Here is a 21,504-nt window from a genome sequence, read left to right on the forward strand (position 1 = left end):
AGCTTTCCATTTAGATGCGCTCGGTACTTCTCGATTTTGCGTCATCTGGCGTAAAATACTGCCGTAGTATGCCCCGTGAGACAATAAAATTGCACCAAGCCATCAAAAATGCCCAAATTCAGTGGAACAACGAGGGCACGCCCGTATCGGATCAATTCGACGACGTTTACTTCTCTAACGACCACGGTCTCAATGAAACCCGTTACGTGTTTTTGGACAGTAATAACTTGTCTCAGCGCTTGCTCGAATGCCCACGCGCACAGTTCGTCATTGGTGAAACCGGATTTGGCACAGGGCTAAATTTCTTGGCGGCTTGGCAAGCGTTTCGCCAACACGAGTTGCAAGAAGCCGGCGCCGAGCGACTGCACTTCATCAGCTTTGAGAAATACCCGCTATCTCATGCCGACTTAGTCAAAGCCCACAGCGCTTGGCCAGAACTAGCCGAACTTGCCAGCCAGCTGCAAAATAGCTATCCGCTGCTGAGTGCCGGGGTGCATCGCTGCGAATTTGATAACGGTCGAGTGACCTTAGATTTGTGGCTTGGTGATATTAAAGACTGTTTACCCGAGTTGCCCTTTAGCCTTGCCGGCTCGGTTGACGCCTGGTTTCTCGACGGCTTTGCCCCGGCTAAAAACCCCGAGATGTGGAATCAGGCGCTGTTTGACAACATGGCCCGCGTTAGCCGCTCGGATGCCACAGTCGCTACTTTCACCAGCGCGGGCTTTGTTCGCCGCGGTTTGCAGCAAGCTGGCTTTGTGATGAAAAAGCAAAAAGGTTACGGGCGTAAGCGCGACATGCTAGTTGGTCAATTCAGCGTGTGCCATTTGCCGAAAGTGAAACGTCCATTCCCTTTCCAAAGCAGCAGTGCTGACACCGTTAGCATCATAGGCGGTGGTATCGCGTCGGCCAATTTGGCAATCAGTCTTCTACAAAAAGGCAAGAAGGTGCGCCTGTTTTGCCAGGACGAACTGCCAGCTAAAGGCGCATCTCACAATCGCCAAGGCGCCATTTACCCCCTATTAATTGCCTCGGAGCCCGAGCTTAGCCACTGGTATATGCAGGCGTTTGATTTTGCCCTGCGCCGCTATCGCAATGCCTGTGCGCAAGTGCCCTTCCCTATGGATTTTTGTGGCGTGCTACAAACCGGTGCCGATGAAGCGGCGCACGCCAAACTCGAGAAAATCGCCGAGGCACCGTTTGTTAGCAGCGTGGTGGAGTGGCTATCAGCGCCACAGGTTAACCAAAAAGCTGGCGTCACCATCGATAAGCCCGGACTTTGGTATCCCCATGGAGGCTGGCTAGCTCCCCAATTAGCCACTCGAGCCTTGTTCGAGTTGGCAACTGAAATGGGGTGTGAGGCCAGATTTGGCGTTCAAGTCAAAGACATCAGCCCCGCTGGCAATGGCTGGCAGTTAGCAATTGACGGCGAGAGAATCGCTTGTGACTGTGTGGTGCTGGCGAACGGCGCCAACCTAAAACAATTCGGCTTGTCGGCTAACCTACCCGTGAGTCGTATTCGCGGCCAGGTCAGTGAAATTCCAAGCCAGGGAGAGCTGGGCCAACTTAAGTGTGTGTTGTGTGCCGATGGCTACTTAACCCCAGCCCACGATGGCAGTCACTGTTTGGGCGCGAGTCATTCGCGGCGCTTCGACAATTTGGATTACAGCGAGGCGGAGCAGGCGCAAAACCTACAGCGTTTACACAATAGCTATCAGTCGCAAGCTTGGATTGAGAATGCCGATGTCAGTGACAACAAGGCCAAAGTTGGCGTGCGCTCGAGCTGTCGCGACCATCTACCTTTGATTGGGTTAATGCCCAACCTAGACCCGCAGGCCTTTGGTAGTTATCAAAGTGGTGATGGACCAAGTTGGCCAAATCTTTATGTGCTTGGTGGGTTTGGCGCTCGAGGACTTTGCACTGCGCCATTGGCGGCAGAAATTCTAGCCAGCGAAATTTGCGGGGAGCCAATTCCGGCCTCAAGTGAGACACTCGATAGGCTTCACCCCAACCGTTTTTGGATGCGACGGCACTTGGCCAGACGTCCTCTGCCTCAACTTGGCATGGCGGAACCAGCTTTGCCACCTAGGTGACCTGGCAAATTAGCACTGAAAATCAATAGGTTCCGAAAATAAATAGCTGCCGAGTATCAATAGCGGACGGCAATAAAAAGCGATTAGCTCAGGTGTTGTTGCAGATCCGCCCAAGCGTTAGCCACCAACTCTTGATCTTCTGCAGAAAGTTCGCTTTCTGCACCTTTAAGCGCTGCAGCCACCGCTGCGCTTAAGCTTTCAAAATTGGACTCACCACTGGCTTCCACTTCGGACAGTGCCACTGTTACATGGCCTTGCAAGTAGCCCGCGGCAAAGAGCTCGTCGTCGTTGGCGTTATCCACTTGATGCGCCATCCAAGAATCCAATTGTTGTTCGTACTGCTCTAACATGATGTGTCCTACTCTGGGTTGGCTAGCGGGTACATCACATAGTCCCGATAGCCGGTAATAATTTTACAATAGCCGCTTAGCTCGCGGTCTAATTGAGGATCGCCGCTGTCCACCAATAAAGGTCGGTCAGCTAACGCGTTAAGTTTGGTTTTAGTGGCGAGAATTTGAATATTGTTTCGCCCTAGGGTTCGAATCAGTTGTGGGGAGAGCTGCTGATTACCGCGACCTAGCACATGCCCCTGGCCACCAATAAGGGTCACAAACAGCTTGCAAGGGCCCTGCTCGGTGAGTGCTAACAACTGCGAGGCGGTTAAATCGCTGCCAATCAGCTGGCCATCGCGTACCGCATCCACGCCAAGCAAAGTGTTCTCAAGACCTAGCTCGTCCATCACAGCAGCTGTGGTGGAGCCTGAGCCAATAAAGTAAGTGGTATCCGGGTCCATTGACTCCACCGCCTCGGCGGCGATATCTGCCAACACGAGCTCGTCCACTTCGACGCCACCCATTTTCACCGCTTGTACGTACTTAAGCTCGGCTGGCACGTGAAGCTCGCCATAGCGTCTGGCACGCACTGTGCCCTGGCGAAACGCCACTTCGTCGATGTCCATCACATCGGCTTCCATTAGACTGACCATCTCACCGCGGGCCATTTTGGCAACCACAGCGCCGGCGGCGGTTGGCGATACGCCGTACACGCCTGAGTGAATTTTCACCCCAGCCGGTACACCAAGGGCTGCTTGCTTCTCCGACAGCGCCTGATACATATCTCGCGCAGTACCATCACCGCCCGCAAACAAAATTAAATCCGCACCCCACTGGCTTAGCGCTTTGGCCAAGGCTTGAGTATCCTGCGCCGAGGTGCTTTGGGTGTCGCTGTAATACACACTCTCAAAGTCGATAGCCAGCTCTGACAGCAGCTCACCGCCTAGCGCGCCCTCGCCGGTGGCCCACTCAATGTTCTTGGCGTAAGGCAGCACCTTTTCAAGCGCTGCTTTCATACGAGTTGGCGCCATGGGTTTGGCACCAAGCGCTAACGCTTGCTCGGCCACACCGTCGGAGCCTTTAAGCGCCACACTACCACCAAGGCCTGCCAGTGGATTAACTATGATACCGAGGCGAAACTTAGCGCTCATACATACCTCGATAGTTAAAGTGTTCTAAGGTCAAACGCTGCTCGAGTTTCGCGTCAAAGTAATGCCGACACATGGCTTGCATCAACACCTGAGCGCGTTTTGGAAAACCATTGACTAAGTAGTCGCGCACTTGGTCGTACACTTGATGTTGAAACGCCAAACGGTTCACTGGCGCACCGTCGAGATTGTCACTGCTGACGTTAAAGGCCATGCCGCAACACACGCTTAAACCCCACTCGATCGCCTGAGGCTTAATTTCCACGGTTTCGAAGGCCGCTTGCTGTTGCTTGTTGCGACCGTCGCCTATGTACCAGTAACCGTAATCCACCTGCTGACGGCGCTGCTCACCCGCCTGACACCAATGGGCAATTTCATGCAGTGCGCTTTGATAAAAGCCGTTAGCAAATTCGATGCGATGATGCCTCTGCGTTTCGGTTGCGGGCAAATAGATCGGCTCACCCACACCAGACACTAGCTCAGTATTATGGCTAGTAAGAAAGCACTGATTAAACAGGCCAATTATGTCTTCTAGGGTGTGGTTGATTGGACTTTTCATCGAACTACTGCGGTTGTTAGTTATTTTGTTTTGTGGTCTTTCTGTTTCGAGCTTTGTAGCATGGTAGCGGTAAGTGCTGCCATGCCGGCCCACAAGGCCGCTAGATGCCAGGCTGACTGTGCGCCATCGCCGCCTTGCCAAACTTGACCAATCCAATAGGCGCCCAATGCGCCGCCCAGTCCAAAGCTTAAGCTGGCGTATAGTGCCTGTCCCTTGGAGCGGTGCTGTTTGGGGAAATTAGCATGAATGTACTGGATTGACGCCGCGTGCGCCAGTCCAAAACTAAAGGCGTGCAGAATTTGGCTGATGCCCAATAATACCGCCGAATCACCACCATGGGCCAATAACAACCAACGCGCGGTGGTAAACACTAGGCTCACCACGAGCAAACTCTTGACCCCAAAGCGACCTAACAGCCTTGAGGCAACAAGGAATATGCCGATCTCGGCTACCACGCCAATCGCCACATAGAAACCCGCACTGGTCGCCGAGTAACCCAACTGTTCCAGGTACAGCACAAAGAAGACGTAAAACGGCGCCATGCTCATTTGCAGCAAGATTGAGGACAGCAAAAACCAAATCATGCTGGCAGTGGGTTTAAACCCAGAGCTCGTTTGCTGAGTGACTGGAGATGGCTTGTGACGTTTCAGTGGCAAGCTCACGGCCATCAGTGCTGCGAACAAGAACAGCACTATGTGCAACATGGCGCCCGGGCCAAACAGCTCGATTAAGGCGCCGGCAGCGACACTAAGGGCAATGTAACCCACACTGCCCCAGCTGCGAATTTTGCCGTACTTATGAGTGGCATTCCCCAAGGACTCTAGGGTGACCACTTCCAATTGGGCCAGTATCGAGTTCCAGAAAAAGGTGTAGAGTGCCAAGCTGGCCGCGGTATACAAAAAGCCGCCTGGGTAGTAAAAACTGACGAAGGTAAAGCAAGCCGCCGCCGAGCCAAGCTGGATAAGCTCCACACGCCATCCGGTTTTATCCGCCAGCCAAGCCCACAAGTTGGGGGCCAGCACGCGAGTGGCCATCAAAATCGCCATTAGCGTTCCGATTTCGCCCGAGTCGAATCCGCGGAAATCCAGATACAGGCCAAGGTATGGAACCAAGACCCCAAGAATCGAGAAGTAGAAGAAATAACAGGCGGCCAACCAGAGTTTTGGTTGCGCCGCCTGAGGATTGTCCGTCATCGCGTTAAGTCAGGATTGGCGTGTCGGTTTGAACGCCTTGGTTCTGCGCGCGATGGCGCAATAGGTGGTCCATCAGTGTAATGGCCATCATGGCTTCAGCAATCGGTACCGCACGAATGCCAACGCAAGGGTCGTGTCGACCTTTGGTCACCACCTGCTGCGGCTCGCCAAAACGGTCGATGGTATCACCTGGAACCGTGATGCTTGAGGTTGGCTTAAGTGCAATCGAGGCTACAATCGGTTGGCCTGAGCTAATGCCGCCCAACACACCACCGGCGTGGTTGCTGGCAAAGCCGTCTGGGGTCATGGCATCGCGATGCTCTGAGCCTTTTTGATTCACCACATCAAAACCATCACCAATCGCCACGCCTTTAACCGCATTAATGCTCATCAGCGAGTGAGCTAATTCCGCGTCTAAACGGTCAAATACTGGCTCACCAAGGCCCACAGGTACACCCTCGGCGACTACTGTTACTTCAGCACCAATCGAATCACCGGCTTTTTTGAGGTCGCGCATGTACTGGTCGAGTTCTTCGAGTTTGTTCGCATCTGGGAAGAAAAAGGCATTTTGCTCCACCTGCGACCAATCAATTTGATCAGCGCGAATTGGACCAAGTTGCGACAAGTAGGCACGTACTTTAATACCGTGGGCTTGTGCCAAGTACTTTTTAGCAATTGCGCCAGCGGCCACTCGCATTGCGGTTTCGCGCGCCGAAGAGCGACCACCACCTCGATAATCGCGAATGCCGTACTTTTGCCAGTAGGTGTAGTCGGCGTGGCCTGGACGGAACAAGTCCATGATTTGCGAGTAATCTTTAGAGCGTTGGTCGGTGTTTTCAATAAGCAAACCAATGCTGGTGCCAGTGGTTTTACCTTCAAACACACCAGATAAGATTTTCACCTGATCCGGTTCGCGTCGAGCGGTGGTGTAGCGCGAGGTGCCCGGGCGACGACGGTCTAGATCACCTTGCAAATCCGCTTCGCTGATTTCCAGCCCTGGAGGGCAACCGTCTACGATACAGCCAAGCGCCGGGCCGTGGCTCTCGCCAAAGCTGCTTACGCTAAACAGTTTACCAATGGAATTTCCTGACATGCTTACCCCTTAAACGCCGCAAATTCGTCAGCATGCTCAACCAACTGGTCGCGCGTAAGTACAAAGACGCCATCACCGCCGTGCTCGAATTCCACCCAAGTGAAAGGCACGTTCGGGAATTGCTCATTGAGGTGAACCATAGAGTTGCCCACTTCGACCACTAACACACCTTCTTCGGTTAAAAAGTCAGGTGCATTGGCTAGAATCTTACGAGTAATGTCTAACCCATCTACGCCAGAGGCTAAGCCAATTTCAGGCTCGTGCTGGTACTCTTCAGGCATGTCAGCAATGTCTTCAGCATCCACGTACGGCGGGTTTGAGACAATCAAGTCGTACTTAACACCCTGAGGGATTGCGCTGAATAAGTCCGACTGCATCGGGAAGACTTGATTTAATACACCGTGATTTTCGATGTTAATTTGAGCCACGTCCAAAGCATCGGTACTGATGTCCAGTGCGTCGACTTCGGCATCGTCAAAGGCATAGGCGCAAGCAATGGCGATACAGCCAGAGCCGGTACACAAATCTAAGACGCGATTGACCGGCTTGTTGTACAACCAAGGGCTGAAGTTGTTTTGAATCATTTCAGCGATCGGCGAGCGCGGCACTAATACGCGCTCATCGACGTAAAACTCAAGCCCTGCAAACCAAGCGTGATTAATTAGATAGCTCACCGGCACGCGCTCTTGCACGCGACGAATAATAAGCTCAGCTACCTTTTGGCGCTCGGTGTAGGTCAAACGGCAGGTTTTTACGTGTTTGCCTATGTGCAGTGGCAAGTGCAAGGCGTGCAGAACCAGGCATACCGCCTCGTCCCAAGAATTGTCGGTCCCATGACCGTAATAAATACCGGCGTCGTTAAAGCGGCTCACCGCCCAGCGCAGCATGTCTTCGACCGTGTGGAGTTCCGATACGGCTTCTTCTACAAAAATCTTATCCAAGTTAAGGTCCTCAAATCGAGAATCGTGCTATTGTAACTCAAGCACTAAAGCTTGCCCATGCAGCCGCGCCAAAATCCTGATCACGATGAAAAAACCGCAACAAGACAGTTTCGCCGACTTGATGGGCGATGTGAAACCCATCAAGCAAGACAAGCATTATTTTAAGCCACAGGCTCGCGAAAAGCGTCGAATCGACGAAAAACCTGTGCGTCAGCCTCAGGATATCTTTTCAGATACCTTTGAAGCGCACTTTGACGATACCGGGCCTCTGAGATTTGTTCGCGATGGCGCAGACCCCTATGAAGTCAAAAAGCTGCGCCGTGGCGATTACGACCCTGAACTGCTACTCGACCTTCACGGCCTACGCCAACATCAAGCTAAGCACGAAATCTTGGCACTACTAGAAACCGCCAAACGCGAGCATGTCCATTGTTGCTGTATCAGTCACGGAGTTAGCGGCGGTGTGTTACGCCAGAAAGTGCCCAATTGGTTGGTACAGCACCCAGATGTGGTGGCCTTTCACCAAGCCCCTTTGCAATGGGGCGGCGACGGCTCGGTACTGGTACTAATCGATATTGAAGAAGAGCGCTGAGCTTTAAAAAAATGCTAGATAGCGTTTTGGGGTGCGGTCATGGACACCAGTTGGCCGTTATCCATTCCATTGATTTTCGCCAAGCCAGCAGTGGCAAACAAGGGCGGTTCAATCCCAGCCACAAACTCAGTACATAAGTACCCAAGCAAAGGCATATGAGCTACAACCAGCACGGTTTTTGCCTGCTGTACTTCCGCCATCGCGCTAATCAGACTCGCTGTAAGCGCCGGATCGGACTCTGGCGTAAGCTCGTCAAGCACCACAATTTTACCCGGCGGATTGATTTCATAACGCACCAATTGCCAAGTCTGCTGCGCACGCAAATAAGGGCTGACCAATACTAAATCAACTTGCGCGGTTTCCCCTGCCAAGATCTGGCCGGTCTTTTGGGCTTCACGCCGCCCTTGCAAACTGAGTTGGCGCTCAGAGTCTTTGCAGGCATCAAATGCGGCGTCGCCATGACGCATCAAAAAAACAACCATAGAAACAAGGCACTGTCACAAAACCTTTTGCACATATCTTAGTTACTTACGCATCGAATAAAAAGATTTGTGTGATTAGCCTTTAGTCAAACTATTGCGTTAAGTCATTTGCTAATCTGGCCTTAACAATTCAATAATATAACTAGTCCGGTCGAGGAAGCTCAAAACTTTGTCAAATCAGCCATCACTAGTGATCAGCCCAAATGATCACAGACAATACCGTCATATCTGCTTGCCTAACCAGCTCAAGGTTTTGCTGGTCGAAGACTCGCAATCCAAACAGTCGGCGGCGTCTTTGGCTGTGGCGACGGGCCACTTTGACGATCCGGAACCCTATTTCGGCCTAGCCCACTTTCTCGAACACATGCTGTTTCTTGGTACTGAGGCTTTTCCCAAAGCCGGAGAGTATCAGGAGTTTATCAGCCAAAACGGTGGCTCAAATAACGCTTGGACGGGTACCGAACACACCAATTACTACTTTAATATCGATACGCCGGCCTTTGACGAAGCGCTGCATCGCTTCAGTCAGTTCTTCTGTGCGCCGCTGTTTTCAGAAGAGTATTTGGTCCGTGAGCTGAAAGCCGTCGACTCCGAGTTTCACCTTAAGTACAAAGATGATACTCGGCGTATCTATCAGGTGCTAAAAGAACTCGTCGACCCTAAGCACCCGTTTAGTAAGTTCTCAGTCGGTAACCAGCAAACCCTGAGCGAAGACGACGATGAGCTGCGCGATAACCTAATAGCCTTTTACGAGCGTGAATATTCGGCCAATGTGATGACTTTGGCCTTAGTATCGCCTTGGTCCCTTGACCAGCAGCAACAAGCGGTCGAGCGCTACTTTGACCAAATACCCAATCGCGACTTAATCAAATGTTATCCGCCAGTGCCTCTATTCAGCGGTAAACGCCTAGGCACCGAGACTTGGATTGTTCCCCTTAAGGAGCAGAAACGACTATCGATCAGTTTTACCCTGCCCGGCATACAAGACATGTACGCCAGCAAGCCGTTGACCTTTTTGAGCCATCTGCTGGGAGACGAGAGTCAGGGCAGCTTGCTGGCCTATCTACGCGCTAAGGGCTGGGTTAACCAGATGTCTGCCGGCGGTGGTGTAAACGGTTACAACTTTAAGGAATACAACATTTCGTTTCAGCTCACCGATAAAGGCCTTGAGCGAATCAACGAAATAGTGGCAAACACCTTTGAATACATTGCGCTGATCCGCGAAGAAGGTTTGGAAGCCTGGCGCTATCAAGAGCGCGCCAGTTTGCTCGACTTAGCCTTTAAGTTCCAAGAGAAGATTAAGCCTGCGGATTATGCCAGCCACCTGACCATCAATATGCATCACTACCCGATGCAGGATGTGCTATTTGGCGATTATCGTATGGACGGTCTGGATGTCGCTCAGTGCGAAGAGCTGCTTAGCCTGTTCTCAGTGGACAATATGCGCCTGACCGTGGTCGCACAAGAAGTCGATACCGAATTCAATGCAAAATGGTATGACACGCCCTACACCACCACGCCCATCGAAAAAGCGCGATTAGAAGCCTGGCGCTCGTTGGGACCGAGTTCAGTGGTGGCGTTGCCAGATGCCAACCCATTTGTTGTGGAGCACTGCGAGGTTAGACCACAAAAGAGCCGCAGTCCTAACCCTACTCTAGTAGGACAGGGGCCAGGGTTTAAGCTCTGGCACAAAAAAGACAACACCTTTAACGTGCCCAAAGGCCACTTATTCTTATCGCTGGATTCGGACGAAGGCAGTCGTTCGCCAAAGCACGCGGCGATGACTCGATTGTACGTTGAGATGCTGCTCGATTATGTGCAGGAGTATACCTACCCTGCCGAAGTCGCTGGGCTCAACTTTAATATTTATCCGCACCAAGGCGGCTTAACCCTGCATTTAACCGGTATCACGGGTAAGCAGGAGATTCTGCTTAAACTCCTGGTAGACAAAGCCCGCGAACGCAACTTTGGCGAGCGTCGCTTTCAGATTATCAAACGTCAGGTGTTGCGCAGCTGGCAAAACGCGGTGGAAGCTACGCCAATTTCCAAGCTGTTCACCAGCCTCACGGCCACCCTACAGCGACGTAGCTTTGAGCCCTACCGTTTAGCTGAAGAGCTAGAAGAAGTCACCCTAGAAGACCTACACGAACACGTACAGAAGTTTTATAAGAAAGTTTACTTCGAAGGACTTGTACACGGTGATTGGTTGCATGAAGAAGCGACTGAGCTAGCTAAGCGACTCAAGCACGTGCTGTCGGAAGTCTCCCAACCTGCCGATGAAACCCATCGCGAGATGATCCGTTTGCAAGGTTACGGCATGCTTCGCCGCGAAATCGAGAGCCGTCACCAAGACAGCGCAATCTTGATTTACTACCAAGCGTCCAAGATTGAAACTCGTCAGGTAGCCTTGTTCAGTTTGCTCAACCACGCCATGTCCTCGTCGTTCTTCAACGAATTGCGCACCGAACAGCAACTAGGCTACATGCTGGGAACCGGTTACCTGCCACTCAATCGAGTCCCGGGAATGATTTTCTATATCCAGTCGCCGAAGTTTGGACCTGCAAAATTGCTGGCCACCATTGATGACTTTATCGGCCGCTTTAGTTACGCACTCATGCAACTGACCAGCGAGCAATGGCAGTCTACCAAGCAAGGCCTGATGAATCAGCTGACAGAGCCCGATGCAAACCTGCGCACGCGAAGCCAAAGGTACTGGATCTGCATTGGCAACAAAGACGTGGAATTTCACCACCGCAGCCGAGTGGCCAAAGAAATCAAAGACATTACTCGAGCAGACCTGATTGAACACCTGCGCGAGTGCTTGCAACGGGACGATGCCGATCGACTCGTGCTATACAGCACTGGCGACCGCCACCGCAACGAAACCGAGTTGAGCGAAGGCATTGCCATCACCAACCTAAAAAGCTTCAAACTCGAAGCCAATAAGCTGATCGTCTAACTACTGACGATCGTCAAAATTTCGCCACTCGCTTACCTTGAAACCCTGATTACTGCTTGAAAAGTTAAGCGCTTTAGCAAAATGTCGACAACTCTTTGACATTAGCTGGGGATTCTGAAAAAGTGGTTGCTAAGTATGGATACTGCCGCCTTGAGAGCCGCGCTTAGACGAGCAATGCTACGAACACATTTACTCTCTCTTATAACTTATGCCCTTCTATGGTTTCTACCTGGATTGGCCGCTGCCAGCGATGAGTTATTGCCAAGATTTGAAGTTTTTAGTACCGATCACGGATTGAGCCAATCTAATATACTATCCTTGGCTGAGGACAAGAATGGTTATGTATGGATCGGCAGCGCGTACGGTCTATCCCGATTTAATGGTCAGTCGTTTAAGGACTACAGTTCCCAAACAAAACTACTTAACGCAAATTTTGTTCGAGATATCGTCTCAACCAATTCGTTTGGGCTGCTGATAGGTTCCTCCTCTGGTGTATATCGATACGATGAGTCTACCGACACTATAAAGAGTCTAAAAGGATTGGAAGCTCTCAATGGTTCCGAAGTATGGAGAATAAAGGAAACTCCAGAAAACGAACTAATCATTGGTACTAAAGATGGAATCTATAAGTTAAATTCTAAATCTGAGCTTCAATCTATTTCTCAGTCAGAAGCTTCCAAAAAAGCAAAGTATATTGAAATACACGACAAAAAAATCTATACAGTAAATTACTCCAACACTTTACAGTCTATCAACATCAATGGAACCCATAGAGTTTACCCTGGCAATTACAGGTCACTAACCGTTTCAAATAACCAATTAATATTAACAGGCCTGCCAACCGGTGAAAAACCAAAACATGCGTTAGTTTTAGATAGTGAAAACATATCTGTCATTTCCTCGAGCAATAAAATTTTTACTATTTCAGAGGACGCATTAAAAACTTACTCAAAAAACCTTTCAGAAACCTCCTCCATGAGGATTAAGAAATTTGGAGAAAGAGATAGCGCTTTTGTTGATTCCAAGGGTAATATTTGGATTATTTATAGTGGCGAGGGTTTAACCTTCATAAGCCATGAAAACAACCTGATAAACAACCTAGATATTGCCCCCCTCAACGATAAGAATATTTGGCATGTCGACTATTCTAATTCAGCAGTTATATTTAGTTCGGACGACCCAGTAGTTTTATTCCAAGACAGATTAGGAGAAAGACATTTTATTAATACTGGTTTAAATGGAGTCAAATCGTCAATCATCTTGTCCACAAAAAGCTTTGTAACCAGTGGGCAAAATGGAATGTACCACTTTCGCTTTTCCGGTGAAGCATGGGAAGGTAAAAAGCTAAACAATCAGTTCATTACAACAACGCATTTAAATAAAAACCAGCTTTACTACGCTACAATAGATGGCTCAATTTATAGCATCTATTACGATGAACTTTCTGACACTATTATTCAGACAACGACAAAACTAATTATAGAAGTTGATGATATCCCGATAAAGTTACTAGCTCACGAGAACGAGCTATACATAGGCTCAATGAAAGGATTGTATAAATCCTCTAACTCGCACACTTCTTTAGCCCGAGTCTCATCCGGAAATCCTGTGGTCAACATCAAAGGCTACAACAATGAGATTTATTTCGCTACTACATCAGGGATTTTCAACGTAGATAATAACTCCCCAATATTGTCAAGTGAAAACCCGATATATAGCTTTGAAATTTCACATGATTTTATTTGGGCCTCTTCTCAAGGAGAGATTATTGCAAAGTCGCTTTATACCAATACCTCATACATTTTAAACTCAGATTTTGGTGCTCAATCCGAGTACCACGCTCCCTCCTCCTCCCTTTACGGGGAGGGTAAATACATTCTGTTTGGTGGAACTAATGGGATTTCAAGAGTCGAGCCGAGTAAAATAATTAATTATTTTAGAAAAGCTCTGGCCGACCAAGCGAGAATAGAGAAACTAAAAATATTTAACAAAGAAATTTCGGATTTGCCAGCGACTTATTTGAATAAAGCTAAAAGCATTAATGAAGAAATCACTTTAAACTACTCAGACTACCCTTTTAGTTTAAAGTTTGAGTCTCCAAAATCACAAACACAGGCATCAATTAACTTCTATTATAAACTAGAAGGAATTGATGATAATTGGATCTCATCCGACTCAAATCGGACTGCAACATATACCAACATTCCTAGTGGAACATATATTTTAAGTTTTTACAGCGGTGTAAGTGGCACCACTATCAAAAGTCCTTTGTCTAATGTCAGAATCAACATAACGCCTCCAATCTGGAAGACTAATTATGCGAAGACTACCTATGTGTTTCTTGCACTTTTAATCTCGTTTTTCTTCTTTAAGGCTTATGTCCGAAACCAAAAGAACCGAGCTTTAATAGCCCAAAGTGAAGAGCGACTTAAACTAAGCCTTTGGGGGTCCGGAGATGAAATGTGGGACTGGGACATAGATAAAGGGACAATATTTAGATCAAATATTTGGGGTTCATTAGAATTCCCGCAGGATGGCCAGAGAAACGGAGGGCACTCTAAGTCAAGTAATATTCACCCCCATGATAGAGAGCGAGTAAATGAAGCTCTCGAACTCCATTTCAAGGGAAACTCTGAGCACTTTGAATCGACGTATCGAGTCAAAAATAAACAGGGTAATTGGATGTGGATATTAGACCGCGCTAAAGTTGTGGAGCGAGATGGTGACGACAATCCAACGCGTATGACCGGTACGATTAAAGATATCAACGAGTTTAAGGTGACAGAAGAAAGGTTGACCTTATTTGCGAGAGCAATCGAAAACATTTCAGAAGGTATGTTTATACTTAGCAACGACTTTGACTTCGTAGAGGTTAACGACGCTTGCTGCGAAATTCTAAAAGTAGACAGACACGATTTAATTCGTAGTACTCTACAGTTTTCACGTTATCCAAACAGTTACACAGACAAGATAAAGCAAATCTTGCGAGGTCAAGGTCAATGGAGTGGAGAAATTGACTTTGATAGAGGAGATGCTACCTCTTTCTTAATGGAAGTTAGTATAGATGCTATTTACAATGATTTAGGAGAGTTAACCCATTACGTCGGCGTATTTTCTGACATTTCATTAAGGAAGCAACAGGAAGACGAGCTCCGAAGACTGACGAACAACGACTTACTTACAGGTCTTCCAAATCGAAGTAACTTGTTAGTTTCGCTAGCTAACTTAGTTCGAAAGAACAACAACCACATGCTGATGGTTATGGACCTCGACAACTTCAAGCGAATAAATGACTCTCATGGCCACGGAGCAGGCGATACACTTCTTATCGAAACAGCAAATAGGTTGCAAGACGCCATTGGCCCGTCATGTAACGTATATCGAATAGGAGGGGACGAGTTTGCTGTCTTACTTGATAATCAAGCCGATGCAGCCCGTGCGACATATCTAGCATCGAGGATTTGTGAAGAGATATCGAAACCTATTCGACTAGAGCAAGGCGAGTTCATCGTTGGAGCGAGTATTGGAATTGTTCGTTATCCTGAGGATGCAGAAAGCGAGCAATCCCTGCTTCGAAAGGCCGATATGGCAATGTATTTTGCCAAAAGTAAAGGTGGTGCTCATTATAAATTCTACTCTGAATCACTGAACAAAAACGCTACTAGAGTTCTTGAGATAGAAACGCTTATAAGAGACTCATTAAAGAATGATTACTTTGAGGTCTACTACCAACCAAAGATCAACTTATCTAGCGGAAACGTTTCGGGCATGGAGGCTTTGGTAAGAATCAATCACCCTCAGAAAGGATTTGTCTCTCCTGGTGAATTCATCCCGCTAGCGGAAGAAAATGGCCTTATAATAGAAATTGGAGAGGTCGTGCTAAAGAAATCGTGTTTTGCTGCAAAAGAGTGGCTCGAGAAAGGTTTACTTAAAGGTAGAGTTGCCGTCAACTTATCATCAAAGCAATTCGAGCTTCCCGATTTGAGAGAAAGAATAAGTAATATACTTAAGCTCACAGAGTTACCACCTCAACTCTTAGAACTAGAGATAACTGAGGGTACTGTTATCGAAGATCCAGAAAAAGCCATCGATGTAATGAGGACCCTCAGTGACTTGGGAATTAACTTAGCTCTAGATGATTTTGGAACTGGGTATTCATCACTCAGCTATCTAAAGAAATTCCCTATCGATACGCTAAAAATTGACAAAGCGTTTATCGATGACATCGACTCTTCCGAGCGAGATTTAAAGATGGTTGACTCAATAATTACTATCGCACACAACATGGGATTAAAAGTGGTTGGAGAAGGAGTTGAGCAGTCTTCTCAAAGGAATATACTTAAGGCTCTAAAGTGCGAAGAAATGCAAGGCTTTCTATTCAGCAAGCCTTTACCTGAAAAAGAGTTCGAATCCCTACTTAAAGCTTCCGCCGAGATAAAATCAACGGCCAATGCTTGATTCGTTTGCTAGTTAAACACCACAACAATGAACTAAGCGAAAATTGGCAGACCAGCACATAGGTCCGTCTACCCGCATACCTTCCCCCCCCTTTTTATCTTTTTAGTACTATCGTACAACTTTGGCACGCTGATTGCTTCACTTAAGACATAGTCAAAAAATCTACTAGTTTTTCGTGGAGAAAAGAAATGAATAAGGGACTAATCGTTCTTGCTCTGGCTTCGTGCTTTAGTGTTGCAGCTGGTTTACCTTGGATTGAAAACCAAGACATCAACACCGCAGGCCTTCCTTGGATTGAAAACCAAGACATCAACACCGCAGGCCTTCCTTGGATTGAAAACCAAGACATCAACACCGCAGGCCTTCCTTGGATTGAAAACCAAGACATCAACACCGCAGGCCTTCCTTGGATTGAAAACCAAGACATCAACACCGCAGGCCTTCCTTGGATTGAAAACCAAGAAACCCAATCTGCTTAACACTGACCAGGAGCTATCATCATGCTAAAAGCCATCAAAAAAGCACTAGGCCTAAAGTCAGAGCAACGTAAAAAAGCGACTTTGCCGGCAGGTCTACAAACCCTAGAAGCCGTTCCAGCCAAAGCTTGGTGGAACTAATAGCGTCAAATACGCTAGGGTTATAAATAACTAAGGGAGCCGATTGGCTCCCTTTTTAGTTCTTAACCGTCAATTTTTCGACGAAAATCTGACGCTTACAAATTTGTCGCAATCAGAGTGTCAAAGATTTGCCTCTGACTTTGGCGCGAGATAAGCGAAGGTGGGACTGATACAGAGGCCAAGCGAAAGGTCCGATCAGAGCTCCTGCAAATCCCCAGCGCTTAACGGGCATACCTTGCTGAAACGCTTGCTGCCCAATAAAAACTGCACTAACAACTACAACCACAAACCACATCCAAAGCACGCTTATACTCCCTTTGAAAACTGTTCAAAAATTATACTTAAACCCCAAGCTTTAGGCGATAAAAAGGGCAGTTACCTGCCCTATTCTTCCGGAAATTTTGGCAATATGTTGCCTAAAAGTAATCTATTCGTAAAACCTCTTACCGCTTTCCGCCATATCCACCAGCACCTGTGCCGGTGCAAAGCGCTCACCGTACTCCAACTCAAACAATTGCAGTTTGGTCACCACCTGATCGATTCCTAGTCTATCCATGTATCTGAATGGCCCGCCTAAGAATGGTGGGAAGCCGATTCCGAAGATGGCTCCGATATCGCCGTCGCGAGCGTTAGCGATAATGCCCTCATCATAACAGCGAGCCGCTTCGTTTAGCATCTGCATGATGCATCGATCCAGCTGATGTTTTTTCATGGTCTGGGTTGACGGCTGTAGCCCGAGTACTGAGTACACGGATTCATCAACCGACTTAGCGCCACGCTTACCGTTCTTGTAATCGTAGAAACCACGACCGTTCTTCTTGCCCTTGCGGTCATCCTCCAACAACTTGTCGAAAGCGTCAGGGGCTTTGAACCGAGCACCCAAATTGGACTCCAAAATTGGGCCAATCTTAGCACCAACGTCGATTCCCACTTCGTCTAACAGTGTCATCGGTCCCACTGGGAAACCAAATTTCACCACCGACTTGTCCATTTCAGCAATACCCGTACCCTCCAAAAGCACTTGAGCCGCTTCGTTCATGTACAGGGCCAAAATACGGTTCACATAGAAGCCTGCGCCATCTTTTACGACGATAGGCGTCTTGCCCTGCTTCTTAGCAAAGGCCACGGTCTTGGCAATCGTCTCAGGCGATGTTCCCTCGTGAGCGATAACCTCAGCCAGCGGCATTTTGTCCACCGGCGAGAAGTAGTGAAGGCCAATTACACGCTCAGGGTGCTCGGCCGCTTTGGCGATCTCGCCAATCGGCAATGAAGAGGTGTTTGACGCAAATACTGTGCTATCGGAACAGTTGGCTTCAACGTCGCGAACCATCTGGTGCTTGAGGTTAATGTCTTCAAACACAGCTTCGACTACGATGTCGGCGTCTTTCACACCGCGATATTCAAGCGTCGCAGTCATCAAGGCCATCAACTTGTCGCGATCGGATGCACGCATGTGACGACGCTTAACCCGCTTTTGCAGCAAGTCGTAACCGTATTTCAGCGCGTGACTAATGCCCTGTTCACTAATGTCTTTAATCCGCACCGGGATCTTGGCTTTGGTCGCCGTTACAGCTGCGATACCTCCGCCCATCAGACCACCACCGAGCACAACAGCTTTATTGACCGGCTCGGCAACCACATCACCTGCACCGGATTCTTTTTTCATCTCGGTAGTTGCGAAGAAGATACTGCGCAAAGCCTGTGACTCAGGGGTCATCACCAGCTCGCCAAAATGACGGGCTTCGGCTTCTAGACCAGCTTTACGACCTCGGCGCAGACCGGTGCGCACACTATCAATAATACGCTCTGGCGCTGGATAATTGCCTTGGGTCTTTTTAAAGACTTGCTTGCCCGCTTGGTCAAAAATGATGTTGCGCCCCACAGGCGTGGCTTCTAGTACTTTGGTTACAGCATCTTGCTTGCGCTTGGGACGAGACCAGGCTCGGTCTTGAGCCAGCTCAATCGCAGCATCAAGCAAAATCGACTGGGGAACCATCTCGTCTACCAAGCCCATTTTCAAAGCCTGCTTAGGTCGCACTTGCTTGCCGGTAAGCATCATATCCAATGCCTTGGACACTCCAACTAGCGCTGGTAAACGCTGAGTACCGCCACTACCAGGTAGCAAGCCTAACTGGACTTCTGGCACACCCAATAAGGTCTTCGGGCTATCCGAGCACACCCGACGATGACAGGCCAGGGCTAGCTCTAATCCACCACCTAGTGCCACCCCATGAATGGCGGCAACCACCGGAATTCGCAGATTCTCAATTTGATCGAAAATGCGCTGCCCTTCTGCAGCAATGGCTTGCGCTTGCTCTGCAGTGTCGCACTCATCGAGCATGTGCACATCGGCACCAGCCACAAACGAAGTGTCCTTGCCCGAGTACAGCACCAAACCACGCACTCGGCTGTCAGCGTTGAGCTGAGCCAAAATTTCATCAAACTCCTGCGCAAATTCGGAGCGCAGGGTGTTCATGGTCTCACCGACCACATCCATTTTCAGCAGCGCGATTCCGTCTTCGCGAACCTCAAGGCTAAAGCTGCTTGGCTTAACTTCCTCTGTCATCAGTCTACCTCCAGGATCATTGCTGCACCCAAACCACCGGCGGCACACGCCGTGGTCAATCCAACGCCGCCACCGCGACGCTTAAGCTCATTACAAAGCTGGGTAATCAAGCGAGTGCCAGTGGCCGCAAACGGGTGTCCGTATGCCAACGAGCCACCGAGCACGTTAAATTTATCCATGTCTATCTCACCAATGGCCGAGGTGCGATTAAGCTTTTGCTTGGCAAACTCGGAACTAGCGAACATTTTCACGTTAGCCAGCGCTTGCGCAGCAAACGCTTCGTGCATTTCCACCAAGTCCACATCGTCTAGGGTCATGCCGGCTCGCTCAAGCGCCAAAGGCGTAGCGTACGACGGCCCCATTAACATGTCTTCCCACACGTCAATTGCCGCAAAAGCGTAAGACTTGATATAGCCAATCGGCTCATAACCCAAGGCTTTGGCTTTTGACTCACTCATCAGCAATACCGCCGAGGCGCCATCGGTCAGAGGTGTCGAGTTAGCAGCCGTGACTGTACCGTGGCGTCGATCGAACACGGGACGCAATTTCGCGTAAGACTCTAACTTGGAGTCATGGCGCACGTTATTGTCCTGCGAGATGAACTGTTTATAAGGAGGTACATGCGCGGTCATCACTTCATCGGCTAAAACACCCGACTCCCAAGTTTGGGTGGCCAGGCTGTGCGAACGATGAGCCAAAGCATCTTGATCCGCGCGGCTAATGCCATGGGTTTTTGCCATTTGCTCAGCGGTTTGCCCCATGGACAGACCGGTGGAATACTCTGCCACCGCTGGCGGTACCGGCAATAACTGCTTTAGCTTGAGTTTCTTCAGAATATTCCAGCGCTGCGACAAGGTGCGAGCTTTGGACAAGTCCACCAAGGCTCGGGCCAGTTGCTTGGACACACCGATAGGCAGCACAGATGAGCTATCTGCTCCCCCGGCGATACCAACATCAATGGTGCCGGCCATAATCGACTCGGCGACATTCACTGTGGACTGGAAACTGGTGGCGCAGGCACGACTTACCGAGTAAGCGTCTGTATGCACCGACATGCCGGTACCCAATACAATTTCACGAGCGATGTTTGGCGCTTCAGGCATTTGAACTACCTGGCCATACACCACTTGCTCAATGATTTTCGGGTCAATCTCGGCGCGTTGAATAAGTTCGTTAACTACCATTTTCCCCATATCCAAAGCGGATATGCCGTGAAACTCAGTGGCTTGCTTGGCAAACGGGGTACGTAATCCGGTGACAATGGCGATGCGATCGCCATTGGCCGTTGTAACGGATTGGCTGGCGCTCATTGGCCCTCCTTTGAATCTTTAGCGGCTTCCATGAATCGATGAGGCGACCTTCTAATAAACAGGTCAGACCATTACACGGCATTCATCTTAACCTCTGTCGGTCAAAATTCAAACCAGTGTATGAAGATTAGGCCTAGCCAAGGCTAGAGCGAATTATTAACATAGACCTCAAATCTAAATTACTCGAATAAAAGCTAGGGCTTTTTAATGCCATTAGACAGATTTCAATCGCTAAAACAGTATCTTGATAGCCAAGTGATTGGCCAACCAGAACTTACCGAAAACCTGCTGATTGCGCTGATAGCCGATGGCCACCTGTTAGTTGAGGGGCCACCAGGGCTGGCTAAAACCCGCGCCATTAATGCACTTAGCAAAGGCATCGAAGGAAACTTTCATCGGGTTCAGTTCACTCCTGACTTGCTGCCGGCGGACCTTACAGGTACCGATATCTATCGAGCGGAAACTGGACAGTTTCACTTTGAGGCTGGACCGTTGTTTCACAATCTAGTACTGGCCGATGAAATCAATCGTGCACCGGCTAAAGTGCAGTCGGCGCTGCTTGAAGCCATGGCCGAAGGTCAAATCACGGTCGGCAAGAAAAGCTATAAGCTACCTGACTTGTTCTTAGTGATGGCCACCCAAAATCCTTTGGAAAATGAGGGCACCTACCCTCTGCCAGAAGCCCAACTCGACCGCTTCTTGCTGCACTTGAATCTCGACTACCCAGACGCGCAAACCGAAGCCCAGATTTTGGCTCTGTCGCGCAACGAAGCCTTACACGGTGAAGCGCCGCAAGTAACCCCCATCAGCCAAGTCGATATTGAGAATGCCCGAGAGCAAGCCTTAACCCTGTATTTGGCACCGAGTCTTGAGCAGTACATAGTCCAATTAGTGATGGCCACGCGCCAACCATCGGTGTACTGCGATGAGCTTGCCCAATGGCTGGAATTTGGCGTCAGCCCGCGTGCCACCATCGCCATAGAGCGCTGTGCTCGAGCTCGCGCTTGGTTAATGCAGCGCGACTTCGTCTCTCCAGAAGACATCCAAGCGGTGACTGCGAATGCCTTGCGTCACCGCTTACTGCGCAGTTATCACGCCGAAGCGGAAGGGGTCGACAACGACACCATTATTCAACGCATTCTGTCTTTGGTGGCCGTGCCTTAA

15 protein-coding genes are annotated in these 21,504 nt (G+C 49.2%); 6 read left to right on the forward strand and 9 right to left on the reverse strand.

All coding sequences use genetic code 11. From position 1 onward, the window contains the following. The first annotated feature begins 89 nt into the window (after nucleotides 1–89). A complete protein-coding gene (gene mnmC / locus CLC93_RS00120) occupies nucleotides 90–2,090 on the forward strand; it encodes a bifunctional tRNA (5-methylaminomethyl-2-thiouridine)(34)-methyltransferase MnmC2/FAD-dependent 5-carboxymethylaminomethyl-2-thiouridine(34) oxidoreductase MnmC1 (RefSeq protein ID WP_211286771.1) in 2,001 nt (666 codons plus the stop codon). A gap of 83 nt (nucleotides 2,091–2,173) precedes the next feature. Here the strand turns inward: mnmC and CLC93_RS00125 are convergent, their stop codons facing one another. From CLC93_RS00125 to prmB, 6 genes are read right to left on the reverse strand one after another with little or no spacing between them, the layout of a single operon-like run. After that, nucleotides 2,174–2,440, reverse strand: a complete 267-nt coding sequence (locus CLC93_RS00125) for a YfcL family protein (RefSeq protein WP_095503910.1) — start codon at nucleotides 2,438–2,440, stop codon at nucleotides 2,174–2,176. Between the two features lie 8 nt (nucleotides 2,441–2,448). After that, complete coding sequence (locus CLC93_RS00130; RefSeq protein ID WP_095503911.1) at nucleotides 2,449–3,573, reverse strand: ATP-NAD kinase family protein; 1,125 nt, start codon at nucleotides 3,571–3,573, stop codon at nucleotides 2,449–2,451. After that, complete coding sequence (locus tag CLC93_RS00135; RefSeq protein WP_095503912.1) at nucleotides 3,563–4,129, reverse strand: elongation factor P hydroxylase; 567 nt, start codon at nucleotides 4,127–4,129, stop codon at nucleotides 3,563–3,565. The genes CLC93_RS00130 and CLC93_RS00135 overlap by 11 nt, the downstream gene beginning before the upstream one ends. 20 nt (nucleotides 4,130–4,149) lie before the next feature. Then, on the reverse strand, nucleotides 4,150–5,322 hold the full coding sequence (locus CLC93_RS00140) for an MFS transporter (RefSeq protein WP_095503913.1): 1,173 nt from the start codon (nucleotides 5,320–5,322) through the stop codon (nucleotides 4,150–4,152). A gap of 4 nt (nucleotides 5,323–5,326) precedes the next feature. Beyond that, entirely contained in the window at nucleotides 5,327–6,415 is a 1,089-nt protein-coding gene (aroC, locus tag CLC93_RS00145) for a chorismate synthase (protein WP_095503914.1), read from the reverse strand. Between the two features lie 2 nt (nucleotides 6,416–6,417). Further along, nucleotides 6,418–7,356: a 50S ribosomal protein L3 N(5)-glutamine methyltransferase gene (gene prmB, locus CLC93_RS00150; RefSeq protein ID WP_095503915.1), complete on the reverse strand. Its 939-nt coding sequence runs from the start codon at nucleotides 7,354–7,356 to the stop codon at nucleotides 6,418–6,420. A gap of 85 nt (nucleotides 7,357–7,441) precedes the next feature. Between prmB and smrB the strand changes: the two genes are divergently transcribed. Further along, nucleotides 7,442–7,948, forward strand: coding sequence for an endonuclease SmrB (gene smrB, locus CLC93_RS00155; protein WP_095503916.1), 507 nt, complete (start codon nucleotides 7,442–7,444; stop codon nucleotides 7,946–7,948). 14 nt (nucleotides 7,949–7,962) lie between these two features. Here smrB and sixA read toward each other — a convergent pair whose 3' ends face one another. Next, nucleotides 7,963–8,430 carry a phosphohistidine phosphatase SixA gene (gene sixA, locus CLC93_RS00160; protein ID WP_095503917.1) on the reverse strand — a complete coding sequence of 156 codons (468 nt, stop codon included), beginning with the start codon at nucleotides 8,428–8,430 and terminating at the stop codon, nucleotides 7,963–7,965. Between the two features lie 169 nt (nucleotides 8,431–8,599). Between sixA and CLC93_RS00165 the strand changes: the two genes are divergently transcribed. From CLC93_RS00165 to CLC93_RS00175, 3 genes are all read left to right on the forward strand, one after another. Beyond that, a complete protein-coding gene (locus CLC93_RS00165; RefSeq protein ID WP_095503918.1) occupies nucleotides 8,600–11,389 on the forward strand; it encodes an insulinase family protein in 2,790 nt (929 codons plus the stop codon). Nucleotides 11,390–11,524: 135 nt separating this feature from the next. Then, nucleotides 11,525–15,847, forward strand: a complete 4,323-nt coding sequence (locus tag CLC93_RS00170) for an EAL domain-containing protein (RefSeq protein ID WP_095503919.1) — start codon at nucleotides 11,525–11,527, stop codon at nucleotides 15,845–15,847. A gap of 188 nt (nucleotides 15,848–16,035) precedes the next feature. Then, a complete protein-coding gene (locus tag CLC93_RS00175) occupies nucleotides 16,036–16,326 on the forward strand; it encodes a hypothetical protein (protein WP_095503920.1) in 291 nt (96 codons plus the stop codon). A gap of 565 nt (nucleotides 16,327–16,891) precedes the next feature. Here the strand turns inward: CLC93_RS00175 and fadJ are convergent. Then, the gene (fadJ, locus tag CLC93_RS00190; protein WP_095503923.1) at nucleotides 16,892–19,030 is read right to left on the reverse strand and encodes a fatty acid oxidation complex subunit alpha FadJ; all 2,139 of its coding nucleotides are present in this window, start codon (nucleotides 19,028–19,030) and stop codon (nucleotides 16,892–16,894) included. After that, entirely contained in the window at nucleotides 19,030–20,340 is a 1,311-nt protein-coding gene (gene fadI, locus CLC93_RS00195; protein ID WP_095503924.1) for an acetyl-CoA C-acyltransferase FadI, read from the reverse strand. Before fadI ends, fadJ begins: the two co-directional genes overlap by 1 nt. 207 nt (nucleotides 20,341–20,547) lie before the next feature. Here fadI and CLC93_RS00200 point away from each other — a divergent pair, with 207 nt between their 5' ends. Further along, the gene (locus CLC93_RS00200; protein ID WP_095503925.1) at nucleotides 20,548–21,504 is read left to right on the forward strand and encodes an AAA family ATPase; all 957 of its coding nucleotides are present in this window, start codon (nucleotides 20,548–20,550) and stop codon (nucleotides 21,502–21,504) included.

It is taken from the genome of Paraferrimonas sedimenticola (assembly GCF_002282855.1).
In the GTDB taxonomy this organism is placed as follows: Bacteria; Pseudomonadota; Gammaproteobacteria; order Enterobacterales; family Shewanellaceae; genus Paraferrimonas; species Paraferrimonas sedimenticola.